The sequence below is a fragment of the Streptococcus sp. sy004 genome (assembly GCF_007859205.1).
GTDB lineage: Bacteria > Bacillota > Bacilli > Lactobacillales > Streptococcaceae > Streptococcus.
Map to the genome: position 1 here is coordinate 410522 of NZ_VOHP01000001.1, position 16199 is coordinate 426720.

15 protein-coding genes are annotated in these 16199 nt (G+C 37.6%); 2 read left to right on the forward strand and 13 right to left on the reverse strand.

Annotated features, from left to right (window positions below; genetic code table 11):
• Positions 1 to 37 precede the first annotated feature (37 nt).
• Entirely contained in the window at positions 38 to 985 is a 948-nt protein-coding gene (locus FRX54_RS02125) for an FAD:protein FMN transferase (protein ID WP_146460508.1), read from the forward strand.
• 10 nt (positions 986 to 995) lie between these two features.
• Here FRX54_RS02125 and FRX54_RS02130 read toward each other — a convergent pair whose 3' ends face one another.
• From FRX54_RS02130 to gyrA, 4 genes are all read right to left on the reverse strand, one after another.
• The gene (locus tag FRX54_RS02130; protein ID WP_146460510.1) at positions 996 to 1958 is read right to left on the reverse strand and encodes a DUF1002 domain-containing protein; all 963 of its coding nucleotides are present in this window, start codon (positions 1956 to 1958) and stop codon (positions 996 to 998) included.
• 67 nt (positions 1959 to 2025) lie between these two features.
• The gene (locus FRX54_RS02135; protein WP_146460513.1) at positions 2026 to 2427 is read right to left on the reverse strand and encodes a VOC family protein; all 402 of its coding nucleotides are present in this window, start codon (positions 2425 to 2427) and stop codon (positions 2026 to 2028) included.
• A gap of 75 nt (positions 2428 to 2502) precedes the next feature.
• Positions 2503 to 3240, reverse strand: a complete 738-nt coding sequence (locus FRX54_RS02140) for a class A sortase (RefSeq protein WP_146460516.1) — start codon at positions 3238 to 3240, stop codon at positions 2503 to 2505.
• Positions 3241 to 3248: 8 nt separating this feature from the next.
• A complete protein-coding gene (gene gyrA, locus FRX54_RS02145; protein WP_146460519.1) occupies positions 3249 to 5696 on the reverse strand; it encodes a DNA gyrase subunit A in 2448 nt (815 codons plus the stop codon).
• 180 nt (positions 5697 to 5876) lie between these two features.
• On the opposite strand from gyrA, the gene FRX54_RS02150 reads away from it, so the two are divergent.
• Positions 5877 to 6857 carry an L-lactate dehydrogenase gene (locus FRX54_RS02150; RefSeq protein WP_146460522.1) on the forward strand — a complete coding sequence of 327 codons (981 nt, stop codon included), beginning with the start codon at positions 5877 to 5879 and terminating at the stop codon, positions 6855 to 6857.
• A 91-nt stretch (positions 6858 to 6948) separates the two neighbouring features.
• Here FRX54_RS02150 and nox read toward each other — a convergent pair whose 3' ends face one another.
• From nox to FRX54_RS02195, 9 genes are all read right to left on the reverse strand, one after another.
• Positions 6949 to 8319: a H2O-forming NADH oxidase gene (gene nox, locus FRX54_RS02155; RefSeq protein WP_146460525.1), complete on the reverse strand. Its 1371-nt coding sequence runs from the start codon at positions 8317 to 8319 to the stop codon at positions 6949 to 6951.
• Positions 8320 to 8446: 127 nt separating this feature from the next.
• A complete protein-coding gene (locus tag FRX54_RS02160) occupies positions 8447 to 9412 on the reverse strand; it encodes an ABC transporter permease (protein ID WP_146460528.1) in 966 nt (321 codons plus the stop codon).
• A gap of 1 nt (position 9413) precedes the next feature.
• Entirely contained in the window at positions 9414 to 10475 is a 1062-nt protein-coding gene (locus FRX54_RS02165) for an ABC transporter permease (RefSeq protein ID WP_146460531.1), read from the reverse strand.
• Positions 10468 to 12000, reverse strand: a complete 1533-nt coding sequence (locus FRX54_RS02170) for an ABC transporter ATP-binding protein (RefSeq protein ID WP_146460533.1) — start codon at positions 11998 to 12000, stop codon at positions 10468 to 10470. Before FRX54_RS02170 ends, FRX54_RS02165 begins: the two co-directional genes overlap by 8 nt.
• 124 nt (positions 12001 to 12124) lie before the next feature.
• Positions 12125 to 13174 (reverse strand): BMP family protein, encoded by a 1050-nt coding sequence (locus FRX54_RS02175; RefSeq protein ID WP_146460535.1) that lies wholly within the window; start codon positions 13172 to 13174, stop codon positions 12125 to 12127.
• A gap of 65 nt (positions 13175 to 13239) precedes the next feature.
• The gene (locus tag FRX54_RS02180; RefSeq protein ID WP_146460537.1) at positions 13240 to 13710 is read right to left on the reverse strand and encodes a cytidine deaminase; all 471 of its coding nucleotides are present in this window, start codon (positions 13708 to 13710) and stop codon (positions 13240 to 13242) included.
• Positions 13616 to 14278: a deoxyribose-phosphate aldolase gene (deoC, locus tag FRX54_RS02185; RefSeq protein ID WP_146460539.1), complete on the reverse strand. Its 663-nt coding sequence runs from the start codon at positions 14276 to 14278 to the stop codon at positions 13616 to 13618. The genes FRX54_RS02180 and deoC overlap by 95 nt, the downstream gene beginning before the upstream one ends.
• 19 nt (positions 14279 to 14297) lie before the next feature.
• A complete protein-coding gene (locus FRX54_RS02190; RefSeq protein ID WP_146460773.1) occupies positions 14298 to 15575 on the reverse strand; it encodes a pyrimidine-nucleoside phosphorylase in 1278 nt (425 codons plus the stop codon).
• A complete protein-coding gene (locus FRX54_RS02195; protein ID WP_186652427.1) occupies positions 15575 to 16153 on the reverse strand; it encodes a class I SAM-dependent methyltransferase in 579 nt (192 codons plus the stop codon). The genes FRX54_RS02190 and FRX54_RS02195 overlap by 1 nt, the downstream gene beginning before the upstream one ends.
• Positions 16154 to 16199: the final 46 nt, after the last annotated feature.

Below are 16199 nucleotides of genomic sequence, written 5' to 3' on the forward strand. Positions count from 1 at the left end.
TTATCACAGAAATTCATTTTATGATACACTAAAATGTATGACACTCGCTAAAACTCGTTTATCTCTTATGGGAACACAAATTGACTTAATGATTACTGATAAATATAGTGATGAATTACTGAAAGAAACTTGCCGACAATTACATTACTATGCCCAACGGTTTAGTCCTTATGATAAGCATTCTGAGCTAACAACAATTCATAATAAAGCCTATCAGAGCCCACTTACTATCGCTCCTGACTTGTTTGACTTGATTACTATTGGAAAGCAACACAGTCTGGCACCCCAGAGCCAGTTAAATATCGCCATCGGTCCCTTGGTCAATGCTTGGCGGATTGGTTTTTCAGATGCCCATCTCCCAACTCATGACAGTATTAAAAAAGCACTACTTAATAGCCAAGCCAGTGATATATTGCTTGATTCAAACACCTCAACTATCTCTTTGAACCGTCCTAATATGTCTTTAGATTTAGGAGCTATTGCCAAGGGATACATTGCTGATCAATTGATGGCATTTTTAAAAAAAGAACAAGTCACTTCTGCCATGCTTAATTTGGGTGGTAATGTTTTGGCTCACGGACCTAATCCCAATCACCCTAGTGGATTTTGGTTCATTGGCATACAAGACCCCAAGGCAGATCGTGGTCAACATTTATTGACCCTACCTATAAAAAATCTATCTATCGTCACATCTGGTATTTATGAAAGACAATTTCAGGTTGAGGGAAAACTATATCACCATCTCTTAGATAGGCAGACAGGTTTTCCCATTGACAGTGACATGGCAAGCCTAACCATTATTAGTCCTCAATCATTTGAAGCAGATATTTGGAGTACGCGTTTATTTGGTTTACCTATTGCTACGGCACTGAATCTTATCAATCAACACCTACAGTTAGAAGGCATTATCATTGATAAAGACAATCAACTGTATCTTTCAAATCGCCTAAAATCTTATCAAAAAAGTTCTAGACCAAGCGTCTAGAACTTTTTTATTAGTTGATTAAGTTTCTGAAAAAGGCAATGATTTGTTGCCAAATATTAGCCAAGAAATTTTTACTTTCTTCAATACTAGCATTGGCATCAAAATTCAAATTCACCTGGTCAAACAGCGAGCCTGCCTCAGCCACAATACTATCTTTCAAAGATGATAAGGTTGATTTGAAAGCTGCATCTGTAATCACGCCACTTTTTGATAGATTAAGTGCAAAATTGACAATTAAAGTAATTTGACTACTGGTCATACTTGTATTCAAGCCATAATTAGTTAAAGTATTGTTAACAATCTCTTCAATATCTTGTTTGGTTAAACTAGAACCACCATCTGCAACAGCCTGCTTAATATCTGTCAAAGCCACATTTAATTTATCAGCATCGAAATTCTCTTTATCTTGATTTTCAGCAGCAATATTAGCCAAAGTACTCAATTCTTCTTGAGCCAGTTCTTTATTTTCTGTCGCAATTTCAGCACCATTTTGCTCCAAAGAATAATAAATACCCGCTAAAGCACTTTCTCCCGTTACGGCTATAGGAGAAGCCACTGTAATTTCTGCCTTTTCAATCCCCAAAGTAACAGCTGCATTACGATACATGTTTTCTGTTACCTTGGTAATATTTTCTGGTGTCACGATATTGACTTTCAGTGTGCCTGATGAACCTAATTTTTGAATTTTCACCGAAGAATACAACTGCAAACTTGGATCATCAGCAACATTCATGATTTGAGCAAAAGCACTGGTTGTCATGGTTTTAAGTTGCTGGTCTTGACTATTGTAACCCAACAAATTCAGCGTTGTCGCCTTTTGTTCTTCAGTTAAAGAATACCCCAAGACATAGTCAGGTTGCACATAAGTTTCATCAATAACCGTTTGGACTTGACTATTTGCTTGAACATTACTGGTTGCCATGCTAGTTGTAAAAATCACTGCACTAGCCATCAAAATTTTATGCCATTTCATCATTATTCTCCTTAATCTTTCTAAATAACACTACAATAACACAATAAACTTATCTTTTTCTTAATAATCACTCATGTAATTCTAGAGGTAAGCCATCTGGATCAAAGAAAAAGGTTAATTTTTCATTAGTATAATCATCATAGCGAACTGGTTCAACAAAAATGCCCATGGCTTCCAGCTCTCTCTTGGTTTGCTCGACATCTACCACCTTAAAGCAAAGATGCCTTAACCCCGCAGCTTCTGGATAGCCTAATCTCTTTGGTGGAGATTGATAAGAGGGATCTGATAGCTTATTACCAAAAATTTCCAACTCAATCATCCCACATTTCAAATCAAGTTTATAGTCTTGCTTATGAGGACGATGATTTTCTCGAATAATCTCAAATCCCAACTTATTCACATAAAAATCTCGTGACTTGTCATAGTCAGAAACAATGATCGCCACATGATGAATTACATCTAATTTCATTCTTATTCTCCAACTTTTCTTTATTATATCATAAGTCAAAATAAAAGACTGGATTTATCCAGTCTTTTATTGATTTTACAAACTAATCTGATTGTAAGATTTTGTAAAGGAATCCTGAACATCTTGAGAAGCTTGACTAAAATCAACTTCTCCTTCATAAGTGGCATGAACAATGATCCGTCCAGTTGCTTCAGGATTTGAGCAAGTAACCAAGGTTAAATTTTTAACACCTGGTGTATCATCAATAACTTCAACATGCTCTGGTGTCACTTCTGTAATATCTGAAATCACATAAGTATAAATCTTATCCTTGTCCGTTAGATAGATTTTCATGCCTAATTTTGCACGCTCAAGTGGTGAAAAGAGCATCTCAGAAGCCCCTGTCAATCCAAAGACATTATGACTAGCCAAGGCATAGTTATTTTCTGCGCCCATAACCTGCTCTTCTTTCATGGTACCAGCTCCATAAGTCAGAGCAGTATTGTCTAAGCCCTTAAAAATTGGCAAGTTAATATTCAATTCTGGGATAGAAATACCACCAATAACTGGTAATTCTTGAGCCTCCATTTGAGCAGCCAGTACAGATTCGGTACTAATAGATTTTACTGTTGAAAAATCAAAGTTACCTTCTGATTGTTTATTTTCTTCAATTTTTTCCTTAGTTACCTTAGAAACTTGATATTTATTGGTATTGACTGCGATTAAGCTATTACGGATGGATTTGTTAAAGACCAGAGCCAATCCAACAATTAGCATCAGGCTCAATAGTAATGGACGCAGCCATTTACTAATTTTTCTTGATTTCTTTGCCATATTTTCCTCTATTCTTCACTTATTTCTACGGTTTCTTCTGCCTCAACCAAGGTAAAAGTGACAATTTTGGCTGTTTGATCCAACCGCATAACCTTGACGCCTTGCGTTGAACGACCTGTTTGAGAGATATTTTGAACATTGGTTCTGATTATCACACCAGTCGTTGTCATGACCATAACATCTTCATTCCCTGTAATCGTGACAAGACCTGCCAAATGACCATTGCGTTCGGTAATGTTAACAGTTTTAATTCCTTTACCGCCACGGCCTTTAGTTGGATATTCACTAGCTGATGTTCGTTTACCAAAACCATTTTCTGTAATAATCAACACTTCTTGGCTGTCGTTAATACGAGCGGCACCGACAACACAATCATCTTCTCTCAGACTAAGACCCTTGACCCCAGCAGCACCACGTCCCATACTTCTTACTTTTGTTTCATCAAAACGGACAGAATAACCAAATTTAGTCCCAATAATAACATTATCTTGGCCTTCTGTCAACAAAACGTTAATCAGTTCATCGTTCTCTTTCAAATTCAAGGCAATCAAACCATTTTGACGAATATTACTAAAAGCTGATAAGCTTGAGCGTTTCACAAGACCTTGTTTGGTCGTGAAGAAAAGAAACTTATTCGCAAAATCATCACTCTTCAAATTCATAATCGTTTGGATGGTTTCATTCTCCTCTAGTTTGAGCAGATTAACCACTGGAAGCCCCTTGGCAGTGCGACCATATTCAGGGATTTCATAGCCTTTCAGACGGTAGACACGTCCTTTATTTGTGAAAAAGAGCATAACGTCATGGGTACTGGTTGAGATTAAATCACGAACAAAATCATCATCATTCACTCCTGTTCCTTGAACACCACGTCCCCCACGTTTCTGACTACGGAACTCATCTTGTGGTAAACGCTTGATATAGCCCTTATTAGACAAGGTAATCAAAACATCTGTTTCTTCAATTAAGTCCTCATCCTCAATTGATAGAACTTCACCCACCATCAATTCTGTACGACGTTCATCGGCATACTTACGTTTGATTTCTTCAAGTTCTTCTTTGATAATGGCAATAACACGTTCTGGCTTAGCTAAAATATCAGCTAAATCAGCAATTAAGGCTAATAAATCCTGATATTCTGATTGAATTTTATCTCGTTCCAAGCCAGTCAAACGACGCAAACGCATGTCTAAAATGGCTTGACTTTGACGTTCCGATAAATTAAATCGCTTAATTAACTGAGCTTGAGCTAGGGCGTCAGTTTCACTATTTCGGATAATTGTAATCACTTCATCCAAATGATCTAAAGCAATCAACAAACCTTCTAAAATATGTGCTCGTTGCTCTGCCTTGGTCTTATCAAATTGTGTTCGACGTGTAATAACCTCTTTTTGATGGGCAATATAATTATCTAAAATTTGACGCAAGGAAAGAATTTTAGGAATACCATGTTCAATGGCCAGCATATTGAAACCAAAGTTTGTTTGCAGGCTGGTTAACTTGAAAAGGTTATTTAAGATAACACTCGCTGACGCATCACGTCGGACTTCAATCACTAAACGAACACCTTCACGATTAGATTCGTCACGAACTGCCGTAATTCCCTCAATACGTTTTTCTTGAGCTAAGCGAACAATATGCTCATGAACTTTATCCTTGTTGACTATGTAAGGAAACTCTGTCACGACAATCCGTTCACGACCATTGGACATCTCTTCAATCTCTGTCTTAGCTCGTAAAACAATAGACCCCTTACCTGTTTCATAAGCCTTATGAATGCCTGACTTACCCATAACCAAAGCGCCAGTCGGAAAATCAGGACCAGGTAAAACCGTCATCAAATCCCGGGTTGTTGACTCTGGCTTATCCAACACCATTTTGACCGCTTCGATCGTTTCTCCTAAGTTGTGTGGTGGGATATTGGTTGCCATACCAACTGCAATTCCTGTTGCCCCATTAACCAAAAGATTAGGGAAACGAGCAGGTAAAACTAAGGGTTCTCGCTCGCTACCATCATAGTTATCTGCAAAGTCAACCGTATTTTTGGTAATGTCACGCAGCATTTCTAAAGCAATTTTGCTCATTCTTGCCTCAGTATAACGCTGAGCCGCTGGACGATCACCATCCATTGAACCAAAATTTCCATGACCATCAACCAGCATATGTCGGTAATTCCACCACTGAGCCATACGAACCATGGCTTCATAAATAGACGAATCACCATGAGGATGGTATTTACCCATGACATCACCTGTAATACGAGCCGATTTCTTATGAGGCTTATCTGGTGTCACCCCTAGTTCATTCATCCCATATAGAATTCGACGATGAACGGGCTTAAGGCCATCACGAACATCAGGCAAGGCACGAGCCACAATTACACTCATGGCATAGTCAATAAAACTTGTTTTCATTTCACTTGTTAAATTGACATTTACTAAATTTTTATCTTGCATTTTCTGCCTCTTTTCTCACGAAACTCACCTTCTTATTATACCATAAAAAGCTAAAACCCTCGGTCTGTAAGCGTTCTCATCGAGGATTTTTCATTTTCTTAATGACATTTTTCACAAAAAGTGATAGAATAAGGTTCGTATGGAGAAATCCAATAAAATATAAAGGGAGATGTTTAGAATATGACAACTAAACAACACAAAAAAGTTATCCTTGTCGGCGATGGTGCCGTTGGTTCATCTTATGCCTTCACCTTGGTTACTCAAGGTATTGCACAAGAACTTGGAATTATTGATATTTTCAAAGAAAAAACTCAAGGTGACGCTGAAGATTTGAGCCATGCGCTTGCTTTCACATCACCTAAAAAGATTTATGCTGCTGATTATTCTGACTGTCATGACGCTGATTTAGTTGTTTTGACAGCAGGTGCTCCACAAAAACCAGGTGAAACTCGTTTAGATTTGGTAGAAAAAAACCTTCGCATCAACAAAGAAGTTGTTAATGCAATTGTTGAGTCAGGTTTCAATGGAATTTTCCTTGTTGCAGCTAACCCAGTTGACATCTTAACTTACTCGACTTGGAAGTTCTCAGGTTTCCCGAAAGAACGTGTTCTCGGTTCAGGAACTTCACTTGATTCTGCTCGTTTCCGTCAGGCCTTGGCTGAAAAAATCGGTGTTGACGCACGTTCAGTCCATGCTTATATCATGGGAGAACATGGTGATTCAGAATTTGCAGTTTGGTCACATGCTAACGTTGCCGGTGTTAAACTAGAACAATGGTTAAAAGATAACCAAGACGTTGATGAGCAAGGTTTGATTGATCTCTTTATTTCTGTGCGTGATGCCGCTTATTCAATCATCAACAAAAAAGGAGCAACTTACTATGGTATTGCCGTGGCTCTTGCTCGTATTACAAAAGCCATTCTTGACGATGAATCAGCTGTTCTTCCAATTTCAGTTTATCAAGATGGACAATACGAAGGTGTTGAAGATGTTTATATCGGTCAACCAGCTATTGTAGGTGCACACGGTGTTGTTCACCCAGTCAATATTCCATTAAACGATTCTGAACTTCAAAAAATGCAAGCTTCTGCTAAACAATTAAAAGATATTATTGATGAAGCATTTGCGAAAGAAGAATTTGCATCTGCTAGTAAAAACTAATTTAATAAAAAACATCCTTAATAATTAAGGATGTTTTTTATTAGTCATTAAACCAGAAAAAATCTCAGCTCTTTGGCTGAGATTGATTAAATTATTTTGCATTAAGAGCAGCCATTGTGATGTAGTTGTATGGCTTATTGAAATGTGGCAAGAAGAAAATATCTGTTAGTGCCAATTTCTCGATCGTTACACCTTCTTGGATAGCAAGTGAGAACATATGAATACCCATAGACATATCTTCACGAGCTACCATTTGAGCACCAAGGATACGACGTGATTCTTTATCGTAAACGATTTTTAGTGTTACTGGGAAGTTACCATGTTCCATAAACTCTGGTTTTTGATTATCAGTAAACTCAGTGACCTCAGCATCAAAACCAAGACGATTTGCTTTTTCAAGTGTCAAACCAGTTGATACCATGTGCAAGCCATAGATTGAAATACCATTTGACCCTTGTACACCAATTCCTTCAAGGTCTGTACCACAAGCGTTATGTGCTGCTACGATACCTGTACGAACAGCATTTGACGCAAGAGCGATATAGCTAGTGTCTTTAGTTGCATTGTCATAGATTGTTGCACAATCACCAATTGCATAGACATCTTTAACACTTGTTTCTTGTTTCTTGTTAACAAGGAATGCACCATTACGGAACAATTCAACTTTATCACCAGCAAGAGCTGTATTAGGACGGAAGCCAACAGCCAAAACAACCATGTCAACATCGTACTCAGCTTTATCAGTAATGATTTTTTCAACTTTACCATCACCAGCGATTTCTTTAACCGTTTGACCGAAAGCCAGTTGGATGCCATTATCTTCAAGATTCTTAGCCATCATATCAGTCAAATCTTTGTCATAGTAACCTGCAAGACATGTATCAACAACGTCAATCAAGATGACTTCTTTGCCTTTACGTTGGAAAGCTTCTGCTAACTCAACACCAATATAACCTGCACCAACAACAGCAACACGTTTAATATCAGCATCTTTTAGTTTTTCAATAACGTCTGCTGAATTTTGATACAATTTAACAAATTGCAAGTTCTTAAGTGTAGCTTCAAATTCACGAGAACCTTCTTTGATTTCAGCACCTTTGATTGGAGGAAGAATTGGTTGTGAACCTGTCGCAAAGATCAATTTGTCGTAAGTTTCAACATGTTTTGTTCCATCTTCTAGAACTGCATGAACTTCTTTTTTGTCATAGTCAATAGACTCAACAGGAGAGTTCATGTAAACTTTAGCTCCCATACTTTCCAATTGTTCTTTATCAGAATAGAACAAACCTTCTGGTCCAGCAATTTGTTCACCAATCCAAAGCGCCATTCCGCAACCTAGGAAAGAAATGTTAGAGTTTTGGTCAAAAACAACAATTTCGTTTTCACTACCATAATTTGACAACATTGTTTTAATACAAGCTGTACCTGCGTGGTTTGCACCAACAACAACAATTTTACTCATTTTAAAATCTCTACTTTCATTTTTTTCTTACTCTTTTATTATACCATTTTTTAAAAACGCTTTCCACTAATTTGACTAGATTTTACGTTATTTATTTAAAAAATAAAAAATCGGTTATGCCGATTTTTTATTTTGATTTAATGTAGTTCACTCCATCAGCTTTAGGTGCGACAGATTGTCCAAAGAAAGCTGCTAAAACCACAATAGTCAAGAGATAAGGTGCAATCTGAAGATAAACTGTTGGAATTTTTGACAAGAGTGGTAATTGACTACCAATAACCGCTAAACTTTGTGATAAACCAAAGAATAGACTAGCCAACATAGCACCTACTGGATTCCACTTACCGAAAATCATCGCCGCTAAGGAGATGAAACCTGGACCTAAGATTGTTGTAATGGCAAAGTTTACTGAAATTGATTGCGCATAAAGTGCTCCACCAACACCACCAAGGAAACCTGAAATCATAATACCAAAATAACGCATTTTGTAAACATTGATTCCCAAAGTGTCTGCTGCTTGTGGGTGCTCACCAACTGAACGCAAACGTAAACCAAAACGTGTTTTATATAGAACATACCATGCAGCAAATGAGAAAGCAATCGCTAAATAACCTAAGATACTCGTATTTGTAAAGAAAATTTCACCTAAAACAGGAATATCTGACAAAACTGGGAAAGTAAATTTTCCAAAAGATTGTTGGATATTATCTGTTTGCCCTTTAGAATAAAGAGCCTTAGTTAAGAAAATCGCTAGAGCAGGTGCTAAAAGATTGAGTACTGTACCACTTACGGTATGGTCGGCTCTAAAATTGATAGTCGCTAAGGCATGAATAAGAGAAAAAACTAACCCAACTAAACCTGCTACCAACATAGCTACCCAAGGAGTCATTTTTCCAAAACTATCAGCAAATTCTAAATTGAAAACAATTCCAGAAAAGGCTCCAACAACCATGATCCCTTCAAGACCGACATTAACCGTTCCAGAACGTTCTGAGAAAACCCCGCCAATACTAGTAAAAATTAAAGGCGCAGCATAGATTAACATAGAGGATACTAAGAGCGATAAAATTGTTACTAAACTTAATGATGGCATCCTATTTTCCTCCTTTTCCAGCTTTTCGTGAAGCCATAAATCGTTCAATTAAATAATGTGATGCAACGAAGAAGATAATTGAAGCTGTTACAATACTTACCAATTCTGGTGGAATACCAGCCACAGTCATCCCTGTCTTACCAACACTCAAAATGGCAAAAAGCAAGGCAGCAAAGAAAATACCAATTGGAGAATTCGCTGCTAACAAACTAACAGCCATCCCTTCAAAACCAATAGCAAGTGAGCTATTTTGAACAAAGACATTTTCAAACGTTCCTAGCCCTTCAACAACCCCACCCAGACCTGCTAAGGCACCTGAGATAACCATAGATAAGATAATGGTTTTTTTAGCTGACATACCTGCATATTCACTGGCATGTGAATTTAGACCAACTGAACGAATTTCAAAACCTAAAATTGTTTTGTTCAGTAAGAACCAAATAACAGCAATTGCAATCAAGGCAAAGAAAATACCAATATTCATTCGAGAATTACTAGTCATTGCTGATAGCCATTCTGTTTGATAAGAAGCATTACTACTAACTTGAATACTAGAGTCAACACTACGCATTAAATCTTTAGAAAAAGCATTTTGAATAATGGCATTACCACCGTAAAGAATGATGTAATTCATCATGATGGTTACGATAACTTCACTAGTTCCTAAATAAGCACGAAGAACACCTGGAATAGCTCCTGACAGACCTCCTGCCAACATCGCAATTACTACAGTAATTAGGATTAACAATGGACGAGACATATCAGGATTTTCCAAAGCAAACCAACCTGCAGCAATCCAACCTGCTAAAGCCTGTCCTGGCAAACCGACATTAAAGAATCCAGCACGACTGGCTACAGAGAAACCTAGACCGATTAAAATAAGTGGTCCCATCGCACGGAAAATTTCTCCAATATTTTTCAAGCTACCAAAAGCCACTTGGAAAAGACCTTCATAACCCCAGAGTGGGTCATATCCAAAAATAAGCATGACTACTGCACCTAGCAACAGGCCTAGTAGAACTGAAATTAAAGGAACAATAATTTGTTGATTTTTCTTAGACATGACTAACCTCCTTGTCAATAGCACCGCCTGCCATCAAGATACCTAACTCTTGTTTATTAGTTTCTTCTGGTTTTACAATGCCTTTAATATGGCCGTCATGGATTACAGCAATACGATCTGAAACATCTAAAATTTCATCTAATTCAAAACTCACAACAAGAACCGCCTTGCCTTTATCACGTTCAGCAATCAAACGTTTACGAATGTACTCAATCGCTCCCACATCCAAGCCACGAGTTGGTTGACTAACAATTAGTAAGTCTGGGTTACGATCAACTTCACGAGCAATAATAGCCTTTTGCTGATTACCACCTGAAAAACCTTTGGCAGGTACTAGTTCATTAGCTCCACGAACATCAAATTCTGCCATCAGTTTCTTAGCATAATCATTGATTTTCTTATAATCTAAGATACCTTTTTTACTTAAAGGTTCTTTATAATAAGTTTGAAGTGCGATATTTTCAGCCAAAGTCATAGGAAGTACCAAACCATCACGATGACGATCCTCAGGAACATGACCAACACTCAGCTCTGTAATTTGACGAGCTGTCATTTTTGTTATTTCTTGTCCTTTTATTTTAATGCTTCCTGATTTCGCCTTGCGTAATCCTGTGATTGCTTGAATCAATTCACTTTGACCATTGCCATCAATTCCAGCAATACCAATGATTTCGCCAGCTCTCACATCTAATGATAGATTTTTAACTGCTGGAATTCCCCTATTTTCATTGACAACTAAATCTTTAATTGATAACACAACGTCTTTTGGTTCAGCAGCTTTTTTAGCCGTTTTGAAAGAAACAGAACGCCCAACCATCATTTCAGCCAAATCTTCAGCAGTTGCTCCAGCAACATTAACCGTTTGAATACTCTTACCACGACGAATTACAGTAACACGATTAGCAACTGCTCTAATCTCGTCTAATTTATGTGTGATTAGGATAATAGATTTACCTTCTTTGACCAAATTACGCATGATTACCATCAATTCTTGAATTTCAGATGGGGTCAAAACGGCTGTTGGCTCATCAAAAATCAACAAATCTGCACCACGATAAAGAGTTTTCAAAATTTCAACACGTTGTTGAGCACCTACTGTAATGTCCTCTACCTTAGCAGAAGGATCTACGGCTAAACCATATTTTTCAGAAAGTTCCTTGATTTCCTTAGTCGCTTTCTTCAAATCTAAAACGCCATTTTTAACGGTTTCGTTACCAAGAATAATATTTTCAGCAACTGTAAAGGCTTCCACCAACATAAAATGTTGGTGAACCATTCCAATTCCTAAGCTGTTAGATTTAGAGGGCGAATCAATCTTAACTACTTCACCTTTAATCGCAATTTCTCCACTCGTTGGTTCAAGCAAACCTGCTAGCATATTCATCAAAGTTGATTTTCCTGCTCCATTTTCACCAAGAAGAGCATGAATCTCACCTTTTTTAACCGTTAGGTTAATGTGATCATTAGCTACAAAATCACCAAATTTTTTTGTGATTTCTCTCATTTCAATGACATTTTCAGTCATAGGAATCTTCCTTTCAACATAATATCTATCAGTCAGTAAAACTTAGCAAAATTGCTAAGCTTTACTGAGGTATAAATACCTCAGTCTCTTAAAAAGCGACCGACAATGGTCGCTTTATGCATCATTATTTTTCTGGAACAGTGATTTCACCAGAAATAATTTTAGCTTTAGCATCTTCCACTGCTTTTTTAGCCTCATCATCAAGATTAGTTGTAGCAATATTCACACCACCATCTTTAAGACCATAAACAGTTGTTTTACCACCTGGGAATTTACCATCTTTTGTCTCGTTTGTGATTGATTGTAAAGCATTACCAACTTCTTTAATAGATGATGCTAGAACAAAGTTTGATTCCTTACCATCTTTAGAAGTGTATTTACCTTCTTCAGATTGATCTCGGTCAACGCCAATAACCCAAACTTTTTCATCTTCGTTTTTAGTTTCGTTGATTGATTTAGCTTCACTAAATACGCCTGCACCAGTTCCTCCTGCTGCTTGATAGATAACATCTGCACCAGCTGCATATTGAGCAGCTGCGATTGTTTTACCTTTAGCCGCATCACCAAATGAACCAGCATATTCTACTGAAATTTTAATAGATGAATCTACAGATTTCACACCCGCTTCAAAACCTTTTTCGAAACGAGTGATAACTTCACCTTCCATACCACCGATGAAGCCAACTTGTTTAGTTTTCGTTGCTTTAGCTGCTGCAACCCCTGCCAAATATGCTGCTTCATTATCTGCAAAAACAACACTCGCTACGTTATCTTTACCTTCAATAACAGAGTCAATGATCGCAAAGTTAGTATCTGGATTATCACCAGCAACTTTATCTACTGCATCATAGAGAGCAAATCCTACACCGAAAACTAACTGATAACCACTATCTACTGCACTACTCAAGTTAGTTGTAAATTCTGATTCACCTGATGATTGGAAGTAAGTATAGCCATTATCTTTTGATAGACCATTCTCTTTACCCCAAGCTTGCAAACCTTCCCAAGCTGACTGGTTAAATGATTTGTCGTCAACTCCACCAGTATCCGTAACCATTGCAACTTTCAAATCCGTTGCTGCTTCACTAGATGACGCTGCCTTACGATTTGAACAAGCAGCCAATCCTAGTACAGCTACTGACGTTAAACCAACACCAATAAGTTTCTTGTTCATTTGAATGAACCCTCCTAAATATTTTTTTGTAACTTAACGTTACAGTAGTTAACTCAATAAACAGATCAATTAAAATCTGTGAAAGAATATGGAATTAAATCCTTGACCATCATCTCGACCGTCTTACCATTTTTAGCGACTAAGATAACCTTACTATCTGGTTCGAAAAATTCAACCATAACTTGACGACAAGCACCACAAGGTGAGATTGGTTCTTTTGTTTCTCCATAAATTGCAATCTCTGACAAGTTAGTATAGCCTTCTGAAACTGCCTTGAAGATTGCTGTGCGTTCACCACAATTTGTCAAACCATAGCTTACATTTTCTACGTTACAACCTAAAAAAACTTCTCCATCAATTGTTTTAACAGCTGCACCAACTGGAAATTTAGAATAAGGAACATACGCTTTTCCACTAGCTTTCTGAGCTAATTCTGCTAATTTAGTATCCACCATCAACTTGTTCTCCTTTGATAATCGCAACACCTGATGAGGTTCCAATGCGTGTTGCTCCTGCTTCAACAAAAGCTTGAGCATCTGCAAATGAACGAGCACCACCCGCAGCTTTTACCCCAATTTCTGGACCAACTGTTTCACGCATTAACTTAATATCTGCTACTGTTGCCCCATTTGTTGAAAAACCAGTCGATGTTTTAACAAAGTCAGCACCAGCCTTAACAGATAATTGACAAGCTAATACTTTTTCTTCATCGGTCAAGAGGCAAGTTTCAATGATAACCTTAACCAATTTATCTTGACTAGCTTCAACTACTGCACGAATATCTGCCTCTACCAAGTCTAAATCGCCAGACTTCAAAGCACCGATGTTGATAACCATATCAATTTCATCAGCACCAGCTTTAATGCTTTCAGACGTCTCAAAGGCTTTAACACTTGGTAAAGTTGCACCTAAAGGAAAACCAACCACTGTACAAACTTTAACGTCTGTACCTTCTAAGGCTTTAGCACAATGAGAAATCCAAGTTGGATTAACACAAACACTGGCAAAATCGTACTCCTTGGCTTCCTCTAACAGTTGATCAATCTGTTCACCCGTACTATCTTGTTTAAGTAATGTGTGATCAATATATTTATTAAGTTGCATAGTTACTTTTGCCTCTTTCCTAAGAAATAATTTTCAAAATTTCTTTTGGTTTTTCTTGAACGTCACCAATGGTGATATTAGCTTGACAATCAGCCAAGACAGCTTGATCTAATTCTTGGTTAGAATATACCTTAAGAACGACATCACCTTTTGAAACAAACTCGCCAACTTTCTTATCGAAAACCAAACCTGTTTCATAATCTAAAGCATCTGTTTTGACAGCTCTACCTGCCCCCAAACGCATAGCAATCAAGCCAAATTCCAAGGCTGGCAAAGCAGTGATGTAGCCATCTTTTTCAGCTTTGACTTCAGTAATGTATTGAGCTTGCGATGGACGATACAAGTCTTCCAAATCTCCACCTTGATAAGCCACCATTTCTTCGAATTTCTTCAAAGCTTGACCATTGACTAGATGTTCTTTAATCGTTGCCAATTCTTCATGACGTCCAGCCAATTCTAACATAACTTGAGCCAATTCACAGATAAACTCTGTCACATCTTCACGACCCTTGTCTTGCATAATCTCTAGTGCCTCTAACACTTCTAAGCGATTACCTACAGCACGCCCCAAAGGCTGACTCATGTTAGTTACTACTGCAACTGTCTTGCGACCGACTTCATTACCTAGGGCGACCATTGTTCGAGATAAGGTTTCAGCATCATCAAGATTTTTCATGAAGGCACCATCACCAACTGTCACATCTAGCAAAATGCTATCTGCTCCTGCAGCAATCTTTTTACTCATGACTGAACTAGCAATCAGTGGGATAATATCAACTGTTGCTGTCACATCACGCAAAGCGTAAAGTAATTTATCTGCCTTAACTAATTGGTCAGATTGACCGATAACAGAAACACCGATATCTTTCACTTGTTGAATAAACTCTTCTTGAGTACGGTCAATTTGATAACCTTTAATCGACTCTAATTTGTCTAGGGTTCCTCCTGTATGACCTAAACCACGACCACTCATCTTAGCAACTGGAACACCAAAGCTGGCAACCAGAGGAGCTAAAATCAAGGTCACCTTATCACCGACACCACCTGTCGAATGCTTATCCGTCTTAATCCCTTCAATAGAAGATAAATCAATTTCTTGTCCTGTTTTGACCATGCTCATTGTCAAATCACGGATTTCATTAACTGACATCCCTTGGAAATAAATTGCCATTGCCATTGCTGACATTTGATAATCTGGCACTTGTCCCTGAGCATAATTTGAAATCAACCAGTTGATTTCTTCCGTACTCAATTCTTTGCCATCACGTTTTTTTTGAATTAAATCTACTGCTCTCATCATTTCACACTTCTAAGTATATAATAGCCCTTATCTTTTTTAATAATGTCACAATTACCAAAAACTTCTTCCATTTTCTGCTTAGCACTAGGAGCACCTTGTTTCTTTTGAATTACAATGGTTAAATCTCCGCCCTTGTTCAGATAATGAATCGCCTCTGATAAAATAGTATGGACGACTACTTTTCCTGCCCGAATAGGAGGGTTACTGATGATATGATCAAAGTTACCGGTTACCTCCGTATAAAGATTTGATTGAAAAATATTAGGCTGAACTTGGTTTAACTGAGCATTTTGCCTTGCTAAATCTAGAGCTCGTAAATTAATATCCACCATTGTTGACTTCACTTGATAAGCTTTAGCCAAACTAATCCCTAACGGTCCGTAACCACATCCTACATCCAAGACACTTTCTCCTGGCGAAAAAGTTAAAGTAGATAGAAGCACTTGACTTCCATAATCAACCATACGCTTGGAAAAAACACCCGAGTCTGTTAAAAAATGAAATTTTTGTCCTAATAAGTCAACTTCTAGTTTTTGAATGTCGTGTTGACTATTTGGATTTTCTGTATAATACATATTTGTCATATTTATCAATACACTCTTGTATTTTTCTTACAGAATT

Excerpts from the sequence above, each read along its gene's own strand:
- FRX54_RS02135 (WP_146460513.1), bottom strand. The coding sequence starts at position 2,427 with ATGAAATTAGATGTAATTCATCATGTGGCGATCATTGTTTCTGACTAT.
- FRX54_RS02180 (WP_146460537.1), bottom strand. The coding sequence starts at position 13,710 with ATGCTCAAGCTTTTGTTGAAGCAGGAGCAACACGCATTGGAACCTCAT.
- deoC (WP_146460539.1), bottom strand. The coding sequence starts at position 14,278 with ATGCAACTTAATAAATATATTGATCACACATTACTTAAACAAGATAGT.
- FRX54_RS02165 (WP_146460531.1), bottom strand. The coding sequence starts at position 10,475 with ATGTCTAAGAAAAATCAACAAATTATTGTTCCTTTAATTTCAGTTCTA.
- FRX54_RS02140 (WP_146460516.1), bottom strand. The coding sequence starts at position 3,240 with ATGGCAAAGAAATCAAGAAAAATTAGTAAATGGCTGCGTCCATTACTA.
- FRX54_RS02160 (WP_146460528.1), bottom strand. The coding sequence starts at position 9,412 with ATGCCATCATTAAGTTTAGTAACAATTTTATCGCTCTTAGTATCCTCT.
- FRX54_RS02190 (WP_146460773.1), bottom strand. The coding sequence starts at position 15,575 with ATGAGAGCAGTAGATTTAATTCAAAAAAAACGTGATGGCAAAGAATTG.
- FRX54_RS02150 (WP_146460522.1), top strand. The coding sequence starts at position 5,877 with ATGACAACTAAACAACACAAAAAAGTTATCCTTGTCGGCGATGGTGCC.
- FRX54_RS02195 (WP_186652427.1), bottom strand. The coding sequence starts at position 16,153 with ATGTATTATACAGAAAATCCAAATAGTCAACACGACATTCAAAAACTA.
- FRX54_RS02125 (WP_146460508.1), top strand. The coding sequence starts at position 38 with ATGACACTCGCTAAAACTCGTTTATCTCTTATGGGAACACAAATTGAC.
- gyrA (WP_146460519.1), bottom strand. The coding sequence starts at position 5,696 with ATGCAAGATAAAAATTTAGTAAATGTCAATTTAACAAGTGAAATGAAA.
- FRX54_RS02170 (WP_146460533.1), bottom strand. The coding sequence starts at position 12,000 with ATGACTGAAAATGTCATTGAAATGAGAGAAATCACAAAAAAATTTGGT.
- FRX54_RS02130 (WP_146460510.1), bottom strand. The coding sequence starts at position 1,958 with ATGAAATGGCATAAAATTTTGATGGCTAGTGCAGTGATTTTTACAACT.
- nox (WP_146460525.1), bottom strand. The coding sequence starts at position 8,319 with ATGAGTAAAATTGTTGTTGTTGGTGCAAACCACGCAGGTACAGCTTGT.
- FRX54_RS02175 (WP_146460535.1), bottom strand. The coding sequence starts at position 13,174 with ATGAACAAGAAACTTATTGGTGTTGGTTTAACGTCAGTAGCTGTACTA.